Genomic DNA, 20779 nt, shown 5'->3' with positions numbered 1-20779 from the left:
TGCATGGCAACGATGAAAGACATAGCGAAACTCGCAGGAGTTTCTACATCGACTGTTAGCCATGTCATAAATAAATCTCGTTATGTCAGCGAAGAAATCTCGCTTCGTGTCAACAACGCCGCCAAAGAACTCAATTACTACGCGCCTTCAGCTTTGGCGCGTAGCCTCAAAATCAATCGCACTCAAACCATAGGCATGCTAGTGACAACCTCGACCAACCCCTTCTTCGGAGAAGTGGTAAAAGGGGTCGAGCGCAGTTGTTATCAAAAGGGCTACAACCTCATTTTGTGTAACACCGAAGGTGACAATGAACGCATGAAAGCCTCTATCGATACGTTACTGCAAAGGCGCGTCGATGGCTTACTGCTGATGTGTTCCACCCTTGAAGGTGAGAAAATCGATGTTTTTGATCGCTACCCTGATATTCCAGTGGTGGTGATGGATTGGGGACCGATGCTGTTTGCCAGCGACAAAATTCAAGATAACTCCCTGCGTGGTGGTTACATGGCCGCGAAGCATCTGATTGAATCAGGGCACCAAAACATTGGTTGTATTACTGGTCCGTTAGCCAAACATCAGGCGCAAATGCGTTATGAAGGCTATAAACGCGCAATGAATGAAGAGGGGTTAGCATTCAACCCAGATTGGATCATTGAATCGGACTTTGAATGTGAAGGCGGGTATGAAGCATTCAAGAAAATGCACGCAAAAGGACCGTTGCCGAGTGCCATATTCGTTTGTAACGATATGATGGCGATGGGGGCAATCAACGCCGCACATGAAATGGGCATTCAAATCCCAGACGACGTGTCACTGATTGGCTACGATGACATCCATATCGCGAAGTTCATGACACCACCACTTACTACTATTCACCAGCCCAAACACAGCTTAGGGAAAGCGGCGGTAGAGACGTTGCTCAAGAAACTGGAGAAAGAGACAACAGAGCCTCAAGTGGTGCAGTTAGAGCCAACATTGGTGATCAGAAACAGCGTCGATGTTATTGGTTAAAAACAGTCCATTTCCTCAGATTACTTCTCACAATTTCAGCGTAATGTCAGTGCTCTGAAAACAGTTAATCAGTAATGCTGTTTGCCTGTTTAACTTTTATAAATTTCCGTTTAGCGTCGGGACTCTCTAATCCAGAAGCTAAGGAATTTTATGTTATATGGTGTAAAAACAGGTACTTTACTTGCAATTTCTTTATCCGTTCTGGCGGGGTGTGGTAGTGACAACAGCTCGAGCACATTGACGGGAGGGCAAACGACTAATCCACCCACAACTCAGCCACCCACCACTCAACCGCCTACAACAAAACCAACAAAGCCACCTATTGAGCAAGAAGCCTTTGCCAAAGAAATGCTTGAAGTAATCAATGAGTATCGGGCTTCTTCTCAGGTATGCGGGGGCAGGAGCATGCCAGCCGTAGCGCCTCTTACTTGGAACACGCAGTTGACCGAAGCGGCACATATTCACTCGTCGAACATGGCAAATTATGATTTTTTTGATCACGATGGATTGGATGGCAAACAACCAGCGGATCGAGCCAAAGATGCAGGTTATGCCGGAAATTACGTAGGTGAAAATATTTCAGCAGGGCGAACCAATATTCATGATGTAATGGCAGGGTGGATGTCGAGTAAAGGGCACTGCGAAAACATCATGCGAGCTGGTTTTAAGGAAGTGGGAGCTGCCGTGGTTGAAAATAGCGATGCTGAATATCGTTATTATTGGACACAGGTATTCGGTGCGGCAAAGTAATTAAGCCAGAGCTTTAGAGCGGTGAAAAAGGCACGAATCATGCAATGGTATGAGGTTGAATTTTTTTGAATACAGTTAAAGGTACACAAGGATACGAACAAGGCGTCGACGCGTTTGCGAAGGCGAGCCTGAATCTCAAATTTGAAGAGGTTAACCAAGAGTTTATCCCCTTTTTACCACGGATATTAAGCCGAGTATTGGATGTGGGGTCTGGCGTGGGGCAAAACTCAGCAGCACTGTCTCGCCTTGGGTATCAAGTTGTGTCAGTGGAGCCCTTACAAGCGTTTCTTGATATCGCCAAAAATACCCATCAAAACTTACGCATTCAATGGGTTCACGACAGTTTGCCCAACCTAGATAAAGTAAAAGCTGGGAGTGAGGGTTTTGATTTCATTCTGTTAGATGGCGTATGGCACCACCTTAACCCATCAGAAAGAAGAACGTGTCTTCAGAGCTTTTTCGATTTACTTAATCACAATGGTGTTTGTGCCATTTCACTAAGAAATGGACCGGCAGGGTTGGGTAAGCACATCTTTCCCGCTGGTACTGAAGAGTTATTCCAATATGCGCAAGAGCTTGGATTTCAAACCTTGCTGCATTTGGAAAACCTTCCAAGCAAAATGAAAAATAAACCAGATGTTATTTGGTCAAAAGTCGTTTTGCAAAAGAGTAAATGATTTATACCCAGCCTTGAGCCTAAAAAGCAACTTCAATTGAGTGATCTTGCTTCGACATTTTCAGTTTTAAAACAATAAATTCACTTTTAAAGTAATAAAAATCAGAACGTTATACTGATTGAATTAATACGAAAATATAAGTTGCATTTAAAATGCAACTTATATTAGTCTTAATGATAACCATTATCAAAAAGAGGTTTAACACATGAGTCAAGCAACCCTAAATGACCAAATCATGACCGCAGTTCATAACGCAATGGTTATCTCCAAAACGGATCTAGAAGGTAATATTACCTACGTAAATTCTCTTTTTTGTGAGTTAACGGGGTACGAAGAACACGAGTTGATTGGTCAGCCACACAGCCTTGTTCGCGTAGAGCAAGTGCCGAAAGCGGTCTACAAAGACATGTGGGACACGATTAAATCGGGGAAAATCTGGACAGGTATTGTGCCTAACAAAGGTAAAGGTGGCGGTATTTATGTAGTGGATACATCGGTTCAACCAGTATTTGATGAGAAAGGAGAGATCACCGAATACATCAGTGTTAGGCGTGTAATTAACGACCTTATGGCGGATTTTGATGCCGTTGAATTTTCTAAGGAAGTCTACGACGAATACTACGACGAGGCATAAATGTATGCAGCCAGCCATTCAGAACGTTTATGTTGTGTATGGTTCTGTTTCCGGAAATGCACAAGAGCTGGCAGCCCAGCTCTTTTCCGATAGCGAACTGACGCAGCGCTTTGATATAAGTCTTCAAGAGCTGGATGAATTCGAACCGTCCAACCTTACAACAGATTCCTTTGTCGCCTTTATTTCCAGCTCGTTTGGCGACGGTGAACCCCCAAGTAACGCCGAAAATTTTTGGCAGATATTTCAAGAAAGCACAGCATCCTTATCGTTTTCTTACGGTGTCTTTGGGCTCGGTGATACCGCTTATTCCAATTTTTGTGGGTTCAGTAAAAACTTGGATGATGCATTGTCGACACGCGGAGCAGAAAGACTGATTAACCGAGTCGATTCCGACCTCAATTACCCAGCACTGTTTGAAACGTGGAAATCAACGCTGAAAGCTGTGCTACTGAACAATGATTTACAAGCAGGGAAAGATCTCGATATATCGGTCACGTCTTATGGTGAGCATTTTGCTTATCCAGCCAGCTTGGTTTCTGCATCTCAAATCTCGGGTACTTTTCCTAGCTTGTACCGAATTCATTTATCGATAGAAGGCAGTGGTATTCGTTATCAACCGGGCGATATTGTTCACTTGATGCTGAGCAATACGGAATCGCTTCTTATGCCTTATGCGGATTTCTTTGGTCTGCCAGTCAGTGAGGTAGAGACATGTTTGAAAGACAAGGAAATTGCTCGGATCAGTAAATCGGCTATTCGCAAAGTTACTCAGCGTTTCCCAAATAGCGACTTAAAAGCGTTACTGAAAAATCGCAATAAAGTCGCGTTGATGGAATACGTGAAAAGGCATCAATTTATCGATTTATTACGGGACTTTTACCCTCCCCAAACCATGTCGCTAATGGACTTTTCCGAGCTTCTGGCCAGTGTGGAGCCTCGCACTTACTCCATTGCATCTAGCCAACTTGCCAATGCTGATGCTTTGGAATTATGTGTGCGAGAAGTGTGGAGCGACCCAGAAAATGCAGAGCCGACACCGGGGTGTTCGACGGCGTATCTGCAATCGCTAAACGTTGGGGATAGTGTTCCAATCTTTGTACGTTCTAACCCGCATTTTCACTTTGACTTCAATGCCCCTAGCATTCTTATTGCAACGGGTGCTGGTATCGCCCCCTTTATTGGGTATCTGCAATCCAGAGCACAGCAAAAAGCGTTAGCGCCTTGCATCCTGTTTTATGGCGAAAAGCACGAAGGCGAAGACTATGTCTATCGCGATGAAATTGCGCATTGGTTGAAAACAGGTGTTCTGCAAAACTGCTTTGTAGCATTTTCTCGCGACCAAGAAAGTAAGCGTTATGTGCAAGATTCCGTGAAAGAGCAGGGAGACCTTGTTCAGAATCTTATTTATCAGGGAGCGAACGTGTATGTATGTGGGAGAAAGCAGAATCTAGCCAGTCAAATTGAACCGATGTTTAATGCATTACAGACCTCTGAGAGTTCATCTTCTGAGGCTAATTTGTACAACAAGTTAGTTGCAGAGGAAAAACTGCATTTAGATTTATTCTAAGCTGCCCCTAACGCGCACTTGTCAACTGAAGGAATGGTTGGCAAGTGCCAATTATCGCTTCAGATAAGGCTTTACCAGTTGGTGAATGTTCACTTTTGCGTCGAGTCGCGCTGCGAGCAAATATATTCCTCCAATCTTTCTATGCAGGAAAAGAGCATCCGCTGGTGGCGTGTGCCAGTAGTCCTGCTTCATGCTTAGAATCGTGCCAGCTTCACGTATTCTTTGTGCCAATCCACTGGCTTTGAAATCGTATTCTGCATCTATTAACATGGGCTCACAGGCCATTTTTACCAACTCAATGATTGATTGACGTTGGCTGGGTAAAATGGACTGACTAAAAAATCCGATGTGTTCTAATGCTTGATTTAGCCCTTGGTCATCTTGATTTAAAACAGAGATAAAAGCTTGGCGATAGCCGTTGCTGAATCGCTCACTGTATTCTCGTGTGGCACCAAAATCCAGTAACCCTATTTGCCCAGACTCTTCGAGGTACAAGTAATTGGCAAAGTTTGGATCAGTCTGAACCATTTGCAGTTCGAGCAGCTCTTTAAACATCAAATCGATGAGCTGATGCATAACATGGTTGCGCGTGCTTTGCTCCAAACCCTCTATCTGTTCAATTGAATTGCCCTCTAAAAACGCCATCGTAAGAACAGAATCAGAAGACATGTTGGAATGAATTTTGGGGACAACAAAATGAGGGTGTTCTTTTAGCGCTTCGTAATAACGTGACGCAAATTCGGCTTCACGAGTGTAATTTGCTTCATCATGGAGTTGCAATTTCGCTTCTTCTAGCAGGCCTTTGTAATCGACCGCTTCAGGCACCAGCCCAACGAGTTTAAGCAGAGTTCCTACATTATCGACATCGCTGTCTATGCTTCGTCTTACTCCGGGGTATTGCACTTTAACCGCGAGCTTTTCACCGTCGTCGCTGTAGGCTTGGTGTACTTGTCCGATAGATGCACTGGCAATAGGCTTGAAGTTAAATGCCAAAAATTGCGATTTCCAATTTTCTCCAAGGCTTTCTTCCAATACTTGATTAAGCTGCTTGGAAGGCAAAGGATCGGCATTTGAGCGTAGCCTAGCTAAGATGTTTGCTAATTCAGGCTCCAACAAATCACCGGCATCCATAGAGAGCATTTGACCTAACTTCATCGCTGCACCACGAAGGTGTGCTAGTTGATCAGTTAACCTGCCAATATTCTGTGGGGTAAGGAGTAAATCCTTTGCTTTCGGCTTATTGCCTTTAGCCAGTTGTTTGGATCCTTCCGCTAAGACGTTACCGGCAACACGTGCGGTGAGTGATGCGAATTTACCAAACCTAGAAATACGTCGGGATGGCAGGTTTCGTTCTTTTGGTGGCATGAAGGTTCTCGGTTGGGTGCGTCAGTATTTTCAATAATTGTAAATGGCTAAGGAAAACAAGAGCACATTAAATGGCGATGTGCGTACCAATACGATGAATGAGGGTGAAATGGATCAACACCAATCTCACCCAAATATGCTCTTATCTGTTATCTAAGGCTATATTGAAGTGGCTAGTCACCGCCACCACCGCCACCATCTCCGCCACTATCACTACTGTCGTAATAATGCGGACCAGAACCTGAGCCATCGCTGCCGCCTCGGTTAGCGGGGCGATTTCCAGAGGCAAAAAAGGAATAAACAACGGTTAGTACACCGATAAGTAATAATATCCAACCGGTAACAGCGGAGTTTCCTGATGAGATGATTTCGATCCCCACCCAAGAAATACCAATACCCGTCGCAAAATAAATGATCTTCATCTAATCACTCCTGATTTTCCGTTAACTGTCATCATTGTTAATCATTGAGTACAGGGGCTGGCTTAATTCCCAATATTCCAATTGCTCACCATCACTGTCCACAACTATCCCTTTGTAAACAAAGCCATTCTTTTTAATGACGTTTAAAGATGCCATATTATCTTTTGATATCAGTGCCTTGGTATGATTGATGATGCCGGAATGAAAGGCAATTTTATTGAGTGCTTTTACAGCAGATGTCGCAATCCCCATCCCTTGAGCACTAGGAGCAACGTTATAGCCAATTTCTACGCCACCATCTTTTGGGGCGTATTTAAAACCGCAGCTACCCACTACTTCTCCTTCGACTTCAATGAAATAGGGTAACGCCCACATAACATCTACAGCGTTTTGATATTGCTCCCATGCTCGTATTAACACGTGTTTAGGTGGAATCGCATCGTCCATATGAGAAAAAGTCGGCTCACCAACTAAGATGTGTTCAAACTGAATCGGACTTAACTGCACAAGCTTCATTTTGGATTCCTATAAGACGTAACGTTGCAAAGGAAAAGACACTATTCCTTTAGTTTCATTGGATTATGCCATGGATTTAAGGCAGCACGAGAAAAGGCGTTAGAACCGTTCAGTATGCTTGGGCAAATCCACAAAGACTGATATGAAGCAAGAATCCACCTCATAGCAAATGAAAATATAAAACACTTTCCTGTGCAATTGGATCTGCTGTACAAAAAAGTCCCAGAACTGGTTAGAGAGTGAGGAATGAACCTTTTATTCGGTGTAATCTAGTCTTCAAACTACAGACATAAGGATACGTCATGTCGATTACAGGTGAGTGTTTTTGCGGTGACATAAAGTACAAGATCAATGGAACGCTTCACGATGCTCGATCTTGTCATTGTTCTCGATGCCGAAAAGCATTTAGTGCTCAGGCTTCAGCGTATGCACTGGTGAAAGAAGGCGAATTTGAATGGTTGTCTGGTGAAGATAAATTGACATCTTATGTTGGCGAGCACGGATTCGGGCTGCAGTTTTGTTCAAAATGCGGCTCGACGCTGACCGGTGTATTCAACGGCGAGGTTCATGGCGTTACGCTGGGCTGCATCAATGGCGACCCAGAAATCTCGCTCAGTCGACATATTTATGTGGGTTCCAAAGCGACGTGGGAATTGATTGCCGATGGCGTACCGCAGTATGAGGAAGCACCACCGAGAGACGCATAGCCAAGAATTTACAATGTAAACTGAATTCAGGTGTTACTGAATAATCAAGCGCGTGAGTTTCTTGCAATCTCCCAACAAGCTTCGAAATCTTCTGATTTGAGGGTCCAATTTCAGCGCTCGTAGATCGAATAAGATGGCTGTGGAAAATTGCTTTAGCCCCCGATAGTAATCCGCGTACCCTTCAAGAACTCTTGCGTTGGCTTTGTTAAAAGAGGCATAACCTACGCGTTCTAAATCACGGGCGCTTTGATATTTCTTAATAATGGATTCGACACTTTTCAGGTTATCTAATCGACGGCTATCTGTTTGGGTTGCTGAGCCATTGCGCATTAGGTATCCCGTTAAAACGGAATTTACGACTCCCACGTCATGCTGGTCACATATTCTTAGCCAAAGCTCCCAATCTTCAGCATAAGTGGTTTGCGCATCAAACATGCCTAACTGTTCGAGAACTACTCGCTTTACCATAACGGTAGATGTGCCAACGATATTGTTTTCGATAACGCACTCTAGTGGGTTGCTCAGACAAAGGTCCTGCTCGGACACCTGAAACTGATTCCAATACTCAAAGCAGTCGATAATGAGTTGGTATTGTTCATCTAGGTGATCGTAGTTTGTAAAGCTCATGGCTAGGTTTGGGTGATTGGCGTGAAGATTCAGCTGTTTCTCTAGCTTTTCTGGGTGCCAAAAATCATCGGCATCTAAGAAAGCGACAAATTCCCCATTCGCTTCTCGTATTCCTATATTTCGAGCCTCAGACGCTCCAACGCCTTGCGTTGTCAGAACTTTTAACCTTGTATCAGTGATTTGATTTAAATAGGTGCTGGTTTCATCAGTGCTGTTGTCATTGATGACGATCACTTCATAGTCGCCAAAAGTTTGGTCCAAAACGCTGTTAATTGCTTTGGGTAGATAAGCAATGCAATTATAAGTGGGAATAATCACCGATACTTTAGCCATCAAGCTTTCCTTTTGAATATTCTAAACACTGATAGTCCAATAAAGCACTATTTGTGCCACTCATTAACGTACTGATTTTAAATATGATTGGGTGTTTAGAGTGCGTATGTTTGGTGAAGTACTGCTTTATTCTGCATTTTGAATTGCAGATTGATAGGTTGGGTGATTTTTAAAGAAAGAGGGTGTTTCTTTCCATGCATTTTAATCAGATCGGATTGTGAAAATGATTTATATATTAGACTTTTATCACAAATTATGGTCTTAACTTTTTGAAAAATAAAACCTTTATTTGATATGGTGTGAGTTGCTTATTTCTTGTTTAAACATGGAGATTGAAATGAAACCTTTTAGAATTCTGATTACGTCCGCTTTGTTGCTTTCTGTTTCTGGTTTTAGCTTTGCAGCTAAAGATATTCATAAAAGTAACGTGAATTACGTATATCAGCTTGATAGCGATGCGACGGTTTTTGAGTTTAATTCTTCAGTAAGAAATGGCTGTGGATCAAACCTTTATCGAGTAAAAAGCCCAAATGAAGCCGTTGCAAATAGAAAGTTCTCACTGGTATTAACGGCGTTTACTACAAACGGAAACCTAGCATTTCATGATAGAGAAGTGTGCGAAGGAAATCGTTCTGTCGTCGCTTGGGTCCGCCTTACTCGATAAACGTTTTGTGTTGTGGGTGTGTTGCTGAGGTAGCTATGACAAAGAACCAACTTTATCCTGCTGTACTCGTGAATCAAATAGAATCAATATTGTAGAGGGAATAATGGACTTGTATGCAGAATTGTTGCAGCAAAGGGAATATGTCGTTTTATCTGTTCTTCTTGCTATATCTACGTTAATCAATTTACCTAAGATCGTGAGCTTTTATCAGTCGAGTAAAAAGCAGCGTGGTGTGTCTATATCTAATGCTATAGCTGACCCAGATGTATCCCAAGATCTTAAGGCGCATTTAAAAGAAGAGCTCGATACTGAGTACTTTAGAAATATTCATGGTGTTAAGCTTGGTCTCCCGATGTTGAAAGCCGCACTAATTTTAAATGGAAGAGTAAGTGACAGAGTGTCATTCCGTCATGTAATTAAGCTGATAAAGCTTTTACCAGATATCAGTGACATTAACGATGTTTCTTACAGAGTTAAGTTATCTTCCTTGGACAATGTCATGTGCTTATACAACTTGGTTTTAGGAGCACTAATTACAATCTTTGGATTTGCTTCTTTTTTGCTTTTTCTGTATTCAATTTCCACAAACTTCAATCTTGGATTTTTGTTAACAGGTATTGCTTGTGTGTTTATGGGGGCTTATATGTTCAATGACGGTGTTGCGTGGGTATCTGTGAAACACGTTAATAAGGCACTTGAGGGATTTGAGAGTAAATCTATAAATTCTTAAGTTGTCTAACTCCAAACCACCGCAAAGTGCCAACCCATAAGGCGAATTTGCGTATAAGAGATCGGTGAAATTTCTAGTATCTCTCACTTTCTTATACGCAACCCGCGAGTTACAAAAGATCTCTCTATCAAAAAGTAACTGACGACAATGATTGTGGACATGAGAATCGGGGTCATCCATTTCAATAAATTCTGGGCAGCAACAACGTGAATGGGGTTCCCGATAATAAAATCCATCACTGGTTGGCGGATTAACATCAATTTCATCGCTAGAATAATGTAGCTGATCACGCTTATGTATATGAATCATAAAGTATTATTCCGAATATGCTTTTTGATAATATTCAATTTACTTTTAGAAGCGTACAATCCTTTCTTACCCACCTCGAAAAAGGAATTTGAATGTTCGGTATTGAAAACTTTTGGCTGTTTGTTGTTTCAGGAATAGCGCTTAATCTGATTCCTGGTCCGGACTCTTTGTATGTAATGGGCAGAAGTGCCACGCAAGGAATGAAGGCGGGAGTTGTGGCTGGGGCAGGTATTGGCGCGGGTACTCTATTTCACATTTTTGCGGCGGCATTTGGTCTATCCGCTGTTTTAGCCACCTCGGCTATGGCGTTTACGGTCGTCAAAATTATAGGTGGTTTATATCTTCTTTATATGGCAGCAATGCTGCTGTTTTCTAAGCCTTCTAATTCCAATTCAGACGCAGCAGCAAAACTGAATAAAGCCCCTTTAAAGAATATTTTTCTACAAGGCTTTCTTACCAACGTCCTTAACCCTAAGGTGGCGCTGTTTTTCCTCGCTTTTGTTCCTCAGTTTATTTCAGCGGAAAGTGACAGCAAGGCACTAGCTTTTTTGATACTTGGTGTTGTATTTAACGTTAACGGTATGTTCTGGTTGTTATTCCTTTCTTGGAGCTCTGCAAAAGTCAGCAAAAAAGTACAGCAAAGCGAAACCATTATCCGCTGGACAAAACGCGCAGCAGGTTCGCTGTTTGGTTACTTCGGCATCAAGTTAATGATTACGTCGAATGCCAGCTAATTTTCGGCTTCAACCGGGCTTATTCGCCTGCTATAGCCAAATGTTAGAAGCAGGTAGCCACCGCCACCATGCGATTCAGCTTACTATCCCTGAAGGGAGTGCGGAGCTGGCTATCGAAGGCGCTACGTTCAGTGGTGCTTCACTATTAGCCCCTAATGTTATGCACCAACTCGATATGGAGTCTGGGTGGGTTTGGCTGGTTGAACCTGAGTCGACATTGGGGGAGGTCTTTCTGGAACGACTCAATGGAGACACGTGCATATCTGTGAAGGCGTTGTCGTGTGATGTCGATATAAATCAACAGTTTGATTTTGTGTCTGAGTGGACCGAAAAACAATCGCCTCATCTCAGTAGGCATCGAATTCCAATGGAAACGGAATATGTTCAGCTCGACAGCCGAATACAGGATTTATTGGAACGGCTGAACCAGTGTTTTGGGCAAGTGTGCGTAAAGCCAGATCATTGGCGAGCGAGTGATGTTGCCGAAGAGGTCGCTTTATCTGAGAGCCGGTTCCTACATTTGTTTAAAGAAAATATGGGGATCGCATGGCGACCTTACTTGCTTTGGCGTCGTCTGCTTTGTGCCATTGGTATGTTGAATTCAGGGAAGAGTGCGACCGAGTCTGCCTATATGTCAGGATTTGCCGACAGCGCTCATTTGAGCCGAACGTTTAAACAACACTTTGGGCTGACCATTCGCGAAGCCATAAAGCTCTTTGAGCAGCATTAGATAGTTTATATAACCAGTTTATTCAATTTCTTTTCTGGCTGATTTCGTAATCTGAGACCTCCAAATCGCAGGAGGTAATATGAATAACGATTTCAACCAATATCTTGTATCTAGCCCTATGGTGGATTTTGAGCACCCTTCCATCCAATCCCTAATTGAGCGAAAGGGTTGGCGTGCGCTACCTCCTTTTCGCGCTATAAAAGCCATATACAACTTTGTCCGTGACGACATTCTCTTCGGCTATAACTTCGATGATACGATCCCAGCAAGCCAAGTTCTGAAAGATGGGTATGGGCAATGCAATACTAAAGGCACTTTGTTGATAGCGCTGCTCCGCGCGGTGGGGGTTCACGCTCGTTTTCATGGGTTTACTATCGACAACCAACTTCAAAATGGGGCGATTCCGGCTTACTTGTTTGTGGCGGCGCCAAAAAGAATCATCCATAGCTGGGTTGAAATTTGGTACGAGGATCAATGGCGGGAGGTTGAAGGTTATATCATCGACAGTGATTACCTTTCTCGGGTGCAGCAACGATTCTCAGACCAATGTGATGCCTTTCGTGGTTATGGAATTGCGACTTCATGCTTACAAAATCCGGAAAATGATTGGAATGGTGGGAACACCTATATTCAGCGCGAAGGCATTGTCGATGACTTTGGCGTTTACACTCACCCTGATGCCTTTTATGCCGAAAAAGGGAGTAACCTGAAAGGAGTAAAACGCATCCTGTTTCGCTATGTTTTGCGTCACCTAATGAATCGGAATGTGAATCGCATTCGGGCTGAAGGAATCCGCACTATATTGGGTGGAATTGCTCAGAAGTAGTGCAACTCGGTGTAAGGCGGTCTTATTAATGTATTGAATTATATGTAGATTATTTTTTGGCTCATTCTTTGCTCTTGTCTTTTTACCTCATATAAGCGTACGGAAGCGATGTGATATGAGCGTCTTGGGTTCAAAATTCAAAACAACGTCAAAGGCAATGGTGCCTTTCCAGCTTTCGCTGGTTGGGTGCCTTTTTTTGTATCCAAGCAACCTCGATAGGCGAGGTTAACAAGGTTACGGAGAATAATCTGCCAAGGGAAGTCTGCATGTCGAAATGTGAAATACAATCTACCTGCCCTTACTGTGGGGTTGGGTGCGGTGTAAGCGTTGCTGAAGATCAAATCAAAGGTGATGAAAAGCACCCAGCCAACAAAGGCGCATTATGCGTAAAAGGCGCCGCTCTGAAAGAAAGTTTGAATATGCCATCGCGGCTACTTTACCCCCGAATTAAGGGCGAAACGGTGACTTGGCAGCGGGCGATAGATACCATTTCAGACAAGCTGAAAGACACAATAGAAAAGCACGGACCAAACTCCGTAGCCATGTATGTCTCAGGGCAAATACTCACCGAAGATTACTACGTCGCCAATAAATTGATGAAGGGGTATGTCGGGAGCGCCAATATTGATACCAACTCACGGTTGTGTATGTCGTCGGCGGTGGCTGCACATATTCGTGCGTTTGGCGAAGATGTCGTCCCCGTTAACTACGACGACCTACTTAAAACTGATCTGATTGTCATAACCGGGGCGAATACCGCATGGACTCATCCTGTGATTTTTCGCCAGATCCAGCAAGCACGAGAACAAAACCCACATTTACGTTTAGTGGTACTAGACCCCCGTAAAACCGTCACAGCGGAGCAAGCTGATTTACACCTAGCATTAGAAAACGATGGTGACATCGTGCTTTATAACGGCTTGATTCGTTTTTGTATTGAAAACGGGCATATGGACGAGCGCTTTATTGAGCACCACACCAATGGCTTTGAATCACTGTCTCAACTTGTTACCACGCCTGAATATGAACTTCGCAACGTCGCGCAAACGTTAGGACTCGATGTAGGACCATTGCGTACTTTCTACCAATGGTTCGCACTGTCTCCCACCGCAATTACCGTATTTTGCCAAGGAATCAATCAGTCGAGTGAAGGCGTCGATAAGGCCAATAGCATTATCAACGCCCACTTACTTACCGGAAAAATAGGTAAAGCGGGCAGCGGGCCTTTTTCAATAACTGGGCAACCCAACGCTATGGGCGGGAGAGAAGTGGGTGGTCTAGCGAATATGTTGGCCGTGCATCGAGGCTTTGATGAGGATTCGATTGAAAAAGTGGCTCAGTTTTGGGGGGCGCCAAACATCGCAACCAAACCGGGTTTGAAAGCCGTGGATTTGTTCGACGCGGTGGAAAAAGGGGAGGTAAAAGTCATTTGGGTTATGGCTACCAACCCAGTGGTTTCCATGCCGAATGCCGACAAAGTGCGTCGTGCACTCGCTCAGTGTGACATGGTGATTGTCTCCGACATTACGCCAGACAGCGACACTGCTCAATACGCTGATGTATTGCTTCCCGCGGCTGGATGAGGCGAAAAGCAAGGCATGGTGACAAACTCCGAGCGATGCATGTCTCGTCAGCGCCGTTTTGTGGCACCGCCAGGTGAAGCCAAAACCGATTGGGAAACCATCAGCGCGGTAGGTCGGGCATTGTGCGAAAAAATGGGCATAGAAAGCGGGTTTGATTTCGAGTCTGAAGCCGATGTATTTCGAGAATACGCGCGAATGACATCCATAAATAACGACTCGCCGCTTCTGCTGGATATATCAGAATTGGCAGACATCTCAGATGATGAGTATCAACACTGGACGCCAGCTCGATGGCCTTTAAATGAAGATGCCGCCCCTTATCGTAATGGTCGGTTTAGCACGGCTTCTGGCAGAGCCAACTTCTTGGTGACCAAGCCCAATGAATCGAATAAAACCGATCCAACATGGTGGCTGAATACGGGGCGACATCGAGACCAATGGCATACGATGACGCGAACTGGGCACATTGAGCACCTTTCAGAACTCGATCCAGAACCTACCTTGTATCTCAACTCACTGAGCGGTGAAATGCTAGGCGTTAGTGAAGGTGAACTGGTTAAAATTCAGCATCCAACTCTTGCCGAAGGTTCTATTGTTTACGCCAAAGCAAAATGGGATAAAGGGCTGAATGCCAAGCAAGTGTTTATGAGCATGCACTGGGCTGGTTGCTACAGTGGTCATGACGAGTCAGCAAGCCAAATAAATCGAGTACTCGAATCGGTGGTTGATCCTCTTTCCGGACAGCCCGCATTCAAATCTCAACCCGTATCTCTGATGCCCGCAAAAGTGGGCAGTTACATCACTCATGTTCAGCGACATGGTGATCACAACAAACCGAATACCATTGTGCAGAGTCATCCTATTTATTCATCAATGCAAACGCTCGATACGGGTGTTGTTTGGCGTTATTGCACTTCAACTTCTTATTCCAAACCATCATTAATGCAGGCGCTTTCAGGATGTCTGATTCTAGACATGCCACAAGGCTGGTGCGTAATCGCAGGACGATTTGATCCGTTAGAAAAGTGCTTTGTGACTGACGCGATAACGGTGATCAGCCACAAACCGATGCCTGTGAATGCCAATGAAATTGCAGAGATGTTAGGAAAGCCACTTGATATTCGAAACTTATCTCAAGGGTTGTCTGGTCGTGAGCGAGGCACCTTAGTTTGCAGCTGCTTTAGGGTGTCAGACATTCAAATTCAGCAAGCGATTGAGCAACACAACATTCAATCATTACACCAATTGCAGACCGTACTTAAGTGCGGAACCAACTGCGGGTCATGCATTCCCGAGCTCAATAACGCTTTGGAACAAAACGTAATTTTTATGAAGTAGGGGATATTCTGGAATGACAAAAGTAATGCAAACGGATTGTAGATCGACTTCATTCAGACCTCTGCTGTTTAAAAAAGTTAACTTAGATGCGCGCGCACCCAAAATGCATCAGACAAACGGAAAGGGTGGGGGAACAGTTAAATTGGTGGGGTGTGGTCCAAGTGACCCCGAATTGCTAACCATCAAAGCATTTAAAGCCATTCAAGATGCCCAAGTGTTGGTGTATGACCGCTTGATCAACCAAGACATTTTAACGCTCGCCAGCCCACATGTGGAAACCATTTATGTTGGTAAACGCTGCGGTCATCCAAGTATGAAGCAAGAAGCGATAAACGCATTGCTTGTCCGGTTAGCCAAGGAAGGCAAACAGGTCGTAAGGCTAAAGGGGGGCGACCCTTTTATATTTGGTCGGGGTGGTGAAGAAGCATTGGAATTAGCGAAATATCAGATCCCGTTTGAAGTGGTACCTGGCATTACTGCTGCGATCGGCTGCGCTGCCAGTTCACTGATTCCGCTGACTCATCGAGAAGTTTCGCGTAGCGTCACGTTAGTTACGGGGAACGTGGTGACGGGCGCTTTACCTGCTTGGAGTGGTTTGGTGAATAGCGGGCAAACGCTGGTTTTTTACATGGGGTTAGAAAAAGCAAACGAGATCCAGCAAGGGCTGATTAAAAATGGATTAAAGGGAGAAACGCCTGTCGCCATTGTGACCAATGGATGCAGCGATGAAGAAAACATTCATACCCTAGCACTGAACCAGCTAAATGATGCAGCCCAGAAATTAAAGGGCATTAGCCCTGCACTGATGATCTTGGGCGAAGTGGTGAATATAAGAGCAAGTATTTCAGCTTTGATATCACAGAGCGTGGAGTTTTCTGTATAGTGACCACTTCGTCAAAAGGTGCAGTAAAAGGAAGCAGTAAATGTCTATCGCTATTCAGTGTATTAAGGCTCTCGGGAAAGGCGAGCGTGGAAGAAGACCGCTCACTGAACAAGAATCGTTTGATTTGTTGAGAGGATGGTTTGATGGGCAAGTTGCCGACGACCAACTGGCGATGGCATTGGTATTAATGCGGGTGAACAACGAAACGCCGGAAGAAATAGCAGGATTTGTCCGTGCATTTCATGAAGGCTTTGAACCTATCAAAGCGGATTTGGATTGGCCTTTGTATGCGGGAAAGCGCGTTCACGAGAACAAAACGACCGACAGAGCTTGGCATTTGGTCGCGGCTAAAATTTTGGCGGATAACGGTCACAAGATTCTATTGCACGGTCATGCGCAAAGACACTTAACAAAAAATCATGCCGAGCAGTCTCTAGAAGCGGTCGGCATTGTTAAAGCCGAGAGTTTGGAGCACGCAGAAAAAGTCATTCAATCCGAGGGCATCGCATACCTGCCATTGGAGGCTTTTCAGCCCAAAATAGTAACGTTACTAAGTTGGAACGCGCGATATGGCGTAAGAACACCAATCAATACGGTAGTGCGAGCGCTTAACCCAGGTCAATTACCTTATGGTCTAAGAGGCAGCTTCCACCCAGGCTTTCAGGAGCTGCACGCCAAAGTAGAACAAAAAGTTTGCGCTGAATCTGGTCGTGTACTGTCGTTTAAAGGTACATCGGGTGAAACCGAATTCAACCCAAAAGTGAGCCAAACCGTCTGGGTGTGCGACCACGGAAAAGTCGAGCCCGTCTATTGGGAAGAAAGCGCTTCTCAGAGCGTCAAAGTCGCGGAAAATTGTGTGCTCGGAACGGCACCTGCCGAACTTGAATTGATGTCGCACAGCGTTGTCGCGACGCTAGTGTCAGCGCTGTTTGCGATTCATGGAGACAAAGAAAAGGCACAAAAATTGGCAAACGAATATTGGGACCAATATCTAGCTAAGACAGCCTTAGTCTCCTAACCCATCCCACTTCATAACAGAAGTCGGAATGCGATAAAAAGGACATGTTATGAAGGATCATACGGTTTTCGTACTCAGCGATAACTTAGAACATCAAACGCGAATTTGTGAACAACTGGCCACGCAGCAAATGAAGGTTGTGCGTTGCCAGTTGGCACATATAGACGCGATGCTGAACGAAGCAGATTCGGGCATAGAACCAGAACTCAATTTCAATCGTCAGGCGTTGGTGGTTTCATGGGCTGCCCCAACCACTGAATTGAAGTGCCTCATTGAATATGCTGCCGCCAAAAAGTGTGCATTAGTCATCCTTGTAGAAACACTTCAGGTCGATAACATTGCTCACCTGCCTTTCGCAAACCAATATGTCATCCTTCCTTATCGTTCCGATCATGATTTATCCATGTGGCTCCAACACGCTGCGCGATTACGTGAAAATATGGATAAAGTGGAACAAGAAATCGCATCGCTACATCAAAAGCTCGATGATCGAAAGTGGATCGAAAAAGCCAAAGGCACTTTGATGAAAATGCACCGCATAGATGAAGAAGAAGCCTATAAAGCACTTCGAACCAGCGCGATGAAATCCAGCCAGCCAATCGGCCTTGTGGCTAAGAATCTAATGCTAACGTTTGACGCGATTGGTTAACTCAGACTCCATAGATTACGTGGGTTTGAATAACACTCGATCTGGTGCAGGGATGCACTACAAAGCGGCAAAAGAGCTAAGTTAACAATGTGATTATAAATTAACCTTATGATTTTAATTGAAATTTTCATTTGGCACGCAACTTGAACTAATAAAAACTATAAGTGGAGCAATGCTCCAATAGACCATCAACGGCGGTGGTCAATAGCTAAGCAATGGCGCGACTGCACTCTAGGTGCAGCCGCGCCTTTTTTTTAAGTTTTTATTATTGGAATTTTGAACAGGAGCGTTCGAATGGGTTGTCGGAAAAACAGAATAAGGTCTTGGTTGCTAAAAACAGTGGGTTTAACACTTTCATTCGGTGCAATCTCATTAAGTGCACATTCTGCTTTTGCACAGGTTGGGGAACCTGAGCTAGAGGACTTGAAGTTTGGCTTTATTAAGCTGACCGACATGGCGCCTCTTGCGGTGGCGTACGAAAAAGGTTTTTTTGAGGACGAGGGGCTGTACGTAACGCTGGAAGCGCAAGCCAACTGGAAAGTGTTACTCGATAGAGTGATTGATGGAGAGTTGGATGGTGCGCACATGCTGTCGGGGCAGCCGCTGGGGGCCACCATTGGCATAGGCACAAAAGCAGAGGTGATCACCGCGTTTAGTATGGATTTGAATGGCAATGCCATCACGGTTTCTAACGATATATGGCAGCAGATGAAGCTCCACGTAAACAAACAGTCAGATGGGAAACCTGTCCACCCAATCAAAGCCGATGCGTTAAAACCTGTTGTAGAAAGTTACCTCGACAAAGGAAAGCCATTCAACATGGGTATGGTGTTTCCGGTTTCTACCCATAATTACGAATTACGCTACTGGCTAGCGGCTGGGGGGATTCACCCGGGGTATTACGCACCGAAAACAGGGGACAACAGTGGCCAGTTAGACGCTGATGTGCTGCTGAGTGTCACCCCTCCACCGCAAATGCCCGCCACGATGGAAGCGGGGACCATAATGGGATACTGCGTCGGCGAACCGTGGAATCAGCAAGCGGTTATCAAGGGAATAGGTGTTCCTGTAGTCACCGATTACGAAATATGGAAAAACAATCCTGAAAAAGTGTTTGGTGTCTCTAAAGCTTGGGCAGAAAAGTACCCGAATACACACATTCGCGTAGTTAAGGCATTAATTCGGGCGGCCCATTGGTTAGATGAGAACAACAACGCCAACCGTGAAGAAGCGGTGAAGTTACTGGCTAAAAGCCAATACGTTGGCGCAGATGCGGATGTGATCGCCAACAGTATGACAGGCACGTTTGAGTATGAAAAAGGCGACAAACGTTCAGTACCAGACTTCAACGTGTTTTTCCGCTATAACGCGACCTACCCCTATTACAGCGACGCTATTTGGTACCTCACGCAAATGCGCCGCTGGGGGCAAATTCCAGAAGAAAAGCCAGATGATTGGTACGCCAATATCGCGAAACAAGTGTATCGCCCCGACATTTACCAACAGGCTGCAGAATCCCTCATCAAAGATGGAGTTTTGCTCAAATCAGATTTCCCAGAATTCAGTTCACAAGATGGTTACCGCCAGCCACAAACGCATTTTATCGACAACATCGTGTACGACGGTAAAAAGCCAAATGCTTATTTGAAGAAGTTCAATATCGGGCTGAAAGGCGCAGAGGAAATCTAATATGGACAGTCAGTTATCTAAGAAACCCTTGCCTAAGAATAAAATATCGGAAAACAACGTGTTTTCGTTATTTCCAAATAAAACGCAAGTCGCCAATCACAGCAGAGCATTGTTGCTTCCTTTGCTTGGGATATTGTTATTCTTGATGCTTTGGCATTTGTCAGCTCGCCAAGTACAAACCTCACTCGGCACATTGCCGGGGCCCGTTCAAACAGCGCAGCAGTTTGGTCATTTGGTTTCCGACCACTGGGCAGAAAGAGAGAAAGAAGTGGCGTTTGTTGAGCGTCAAGAAAAACGCAATGCAGCCAAACTGGCGAAAGATCCAGATGCCAAAGTGAAAATTCGCCCTTATACCGGTAAGCCAACCTTTTTCGACCAGATAGCGACCAGCTTAATCACCGTCGCGTGTGGCTTTCTTCTCGCCTCATTTATCGCCATTCCCGCGGGTATCGTATTGGGGTTAAATCACAACTTGTACCAAGCATTCAACCCAGTAATCCAGTTACTTAAACCAGTTTCACCATTGGCATGGTTACCCATTGTCACCATGGTGGTGAGTGCCACATACGTTAGCTCCGATCCTTTAGTCGCGAAATCGTTTGTGAACTCTTTGCTTACCGTAGCGCTGTGCAGTTTGTGGCCGACGCTAATCAACACAGCTGTAGGTGTAACGAGCGTCGATAAAGATCTGGTGAACGTAAGCCGAGTGTTACGCCTATCGTGGTGGAAACACATCTGGACGATTGTTCTTCCTTCAGCCATTCCCATGATTTTTACCGGCTTGCGCCTTTCGTTAGGCGTTGCGTGGATGGTGCTGATTGCCGCAGAAATGTTGGCGCAAAACCCGGGGCTAGGAAAGTTCGTATGGGATGAATTTCAGAACGGCAGCTCAGCCTCACTAGGGCGGATCATGGTTGCTGTGATCACGATTGGGTTCATCGGGCTGTTGCTCGATAGAGGAATGCTGACGCTGCAAAAGTCAGTGTCTTGGGACAAGCAGCAAATACTGCGTTAGGA

Annotated in this window: 20 protein-coding genes and 1 pseudogene; 17 read left to right on the top strand and 4 right to left on the bottom strand. The window is 44.7% G+C overall.

Annotation, left to right across the window (positions count from 1 at the left end; genetic code table 11):
* Positions 1-3: 3 nt before the first annotated feature.
* The 5 genes from CW749_RS09525 (at position 4) to CW749_RS09505 (ending at position 4639) form a co-directional block, all read left to right on the top strand.
* A complete protein-coding gene (locus CW749_RS09525; RefSeq protein WP_101111790.1) occupies positions 4-1011 on the top strand; it encodes a substrate-binding domain-containing protein in 1008 nt (335 codons plus the stop codon).
* Between the two features lie 150 nt (positions 1012-1161).
* Entirely contained in the window at positions 1162-1761 is a 600-nt protein-coding gene (locus tag CW749_RS09520; RefSeq protein WP_101111789.1) for a CAP domain-containing protein, read from the top strand.
* 65 nt (positions 1762-1826) lie between these two features.
* Positions 1827-2438: a class I SAM-dependent methyltransferase gene (locus CW749_RS09515; RefSeq protein WP_237322392.1), complete on the top strand. Its 612-nt coding sequence runs from the start codon at positions 1827-1829 to the stop codon at positions 2436-2438.
* A gap of 205 nt (positions 2439-2643) precedes the next feature.
* On the top strand, positions 2644-3072 hold the full coding sequence (locus CW749_RS09510; protein ID WP_101111787.1) for a PAS domain S-box protein: 429 nt from the start codon (positions 2644-2646) through the stop codon (positions 3070-3072).
* 4 nt (positions 3073-3076) lie between these two features.
* Positions 3077-4639: a sulfite reductase flavoprotein subunit alpha gene (locus CW749_RS09505; RefSeq protein ID WP_180958368.1), complete on the top strand. Its 1563-nt coding sequence runs from the start codon at positions 3077-3079 to the stop codon at positions 4637-4639.
* A gap of 51 nt (positions 4640-4690) precedes the next feature.
* Here CW749_RS09505 and CW749_RS09500 read toward each other — a convergent pair whose 3' ends face one another.
* From CW749_RS09500 to CW749_RS09490, 3 genes are all read right to left on the bottom strand, one after another.
* The gene (locus CW749_RS09500) at positions 4691-6004 is read right to left on the bottom strand and encodes an AarF/ABC1/UbiB kinase family protein (protein WP_101111785.1); all 1314 of its coding nucleotides are present in this window, start codon (positions 6002-6004) and stop codon (positions 4691-4693) included.
* A 173-nt stretch (positions 6005-6177) separates the two neighbouring features.
* The gene (locus CW749_RS09495; protein ID WP_101111784.1) at positions 6178-6426 is read right to left on the bottom strand and encodes a hypothetical protein; all 249 of its coding nucleotides are present in this window, start codon (positions 6424-6426) and stop codon (positions 6178-6180) included.
* 21 nt (positions 6427-6447) lie between these two features.
* Positions 6448-6942 (bottom strand): GNAT family N-acetyltransferase, encoded by a 495-nt coding sequence (locus CW749_RS09490; RefSeq protein WP_101111783.1) that lies wholly within the window; start codon positions 6940-6942, stop codon positions 6448-6450.
* A 302-nt stretch (positions 6943-7244) separates the two neighbouring features.
* On the opposite strand from CW749_RS09490, the gene CW749_RS09485 reads away from it, so the two are divergent.
* On the top strand, positions 7245-7649 hold the full coding sequence (locus CW749_RS09485) for a GFA family protein (protein WP_101111782.1): 405 nt from the start codon (positions 7245-7247) through the stop codon (positions 7647-7649).
* Between the two features lie 33 nt (positions 7650-7682).
* Here the strand turns inward: CW749_RS09485 and CW749_RS09480 are convergent, their stop codons facing one another.
* Positions 7683-8609 carry a glycosyltransferase family 2 protein gene (locus tag CW749_RS09480; protein ID WP_101111781.1) on the bottom strand — a complete coding sequence of 309 codons (927 nt, stop codon included), beginning with the start codon at positions 8607-8609 and terminating at the stop codon, positions 7683-7685.
* A 337-nt stretch (positions 8610-8946) separates the two neighbouring features.
* Here CW749_RS09480 and CW749_RS09475 point away from each other — a divergent pair, with 337 nt between their 5' ends.
* From CW749_RS09475 to CW749_RS09425, 11 genes and pseudogenes are all read left to right on the top strand, one after another.
* The gene (locus CW749_RS09475; RefSeq protein ID WP_237322390.1) at positions 8947-9273 is read left to right on the top strand and encodes a hypothetical protein; all 327 of its coding nucleotides are present in this window, start codon (positions 8947-8949) and stop codon (positions 9271-9273) included.
* 103 nt (positions 9274-9376) lie between these two features.
* Positions 9377-10003, top strand: coding sequence for a hypothetical protein (locus CW749_RS09470; RefSeq protein WP_101111780.1), 627 nt, complete (start codon positions 9377-9379; stop codon positions 10001-10003).
* Positions 10004-10404: 401 nt separating this feature from the next.
* Positions 10405-11046, top strand: coding sequence for a LysE family translocator (locus tag CW749_RS09465; protein WP_101111779.1), 642 nt, complete (start codon positions 10405-10407; stop codon positions 11044-11046).
* Positions 11036-11776, top strand: coding sequence for an AraC family transcriptional regulator (locus CW749_RS09460; RefSeq protein ID WP_101111778.1), 741 nt, complete (start codon positions 11036-11038; stop codon positions 11774-11776). The genes CW749_RS09465 and CW749_RS09460 overlap by 11 nt, the downstream gene beginning before the upstream one ends.
* 79 nt (positions 11777-11855) lie before the next feature.
* The gene (locus CW749_RS09455) at positions 11856-12602 is read left to right on the top strand and encodes a transglutaminase family protein (RefSeq protein ID WP_101111777.1); all 747 of its coding nucleotides are present in this window, start codon (positions 11856-11858) and stop codon (positions 12600-12602) included.
* 266 nt (positions 12603-12868) lie between these two features.
* Positions 12869-15523, top strand: a pseudogene (locus CW749_RS09450) (molybdopterin-dependent oxidoreductase).
* 13 nt (positions 15524-15536) lie between these two features.
* Entirely contained in the window at positions 15537-16406 is an 870-nt protein-coding gene (gene cobA / locus CW749_RS09445; protein ID WP_101111776.1) for a uroporphyrinogen-III C-methyltransferase, read from the top strand.
* Positions 16407-16446: 40 nt separating this feature from the next.
* On the top strand, positions 16447-17424 hold the full coding sequence (locus CW749_RS09440; protein ID WP_101111775.1) for a glycosyl transferase family protein: 978 nt from the start codon (positions 16447-16449) through the stop codon (positions 17422-17424).
* A gap of 49 nt (positions 17425-17473) precedes the next feature.
* Positions 17474-18073 (top strand): ANTAR domain-containing protein, encoded by a 600-nt coding sequence (locus tag CW749_RS09435; protein ID WP_101111774.1) that lies wholly within the window; start codon positions 17474-17476, stop codon positions 18071-18073.
* Between the two features lie 339 nt (positions 18074-18412).
* Entirely contained in the window at positions 18413-19762 is a 1350-nt protein-coding gene (locus CW749_RS09430) for a CmpA/NrtA family ABC transporter substrate-binding protein (protein WP_180958378.1), read from the top strand.
* Between the two features lies 1 nt (position 19763).
* On the top strand, positions 19764-20777 hold the full coding sequence (locus tag CW749_RS09425; protein WP_101111773.1) for an ABC transporter permease: 1014 nt from the start codon (positions 19764-19766) through the stop codon (positions 20775-20777).
* Positions 20778-20779: the final 2 nt, after the last annotated feature.

The sequence above is a fragment of the Vibrio sp. vnigr-6D03 genome (assembly GCF_002835515.1).
Taxonomy (GTDB): domain Bacteria; phylum Pseudomonadota; class Gammaproteobacteria; order Enterobacterales; family Vibrionaceae; genus Vibrio; species Vibrio penaeicida.
Note: the sequence above shows the minus strand (reverse complement) of the source record. Positions and strands in the feature narration are given on the sequence as shown.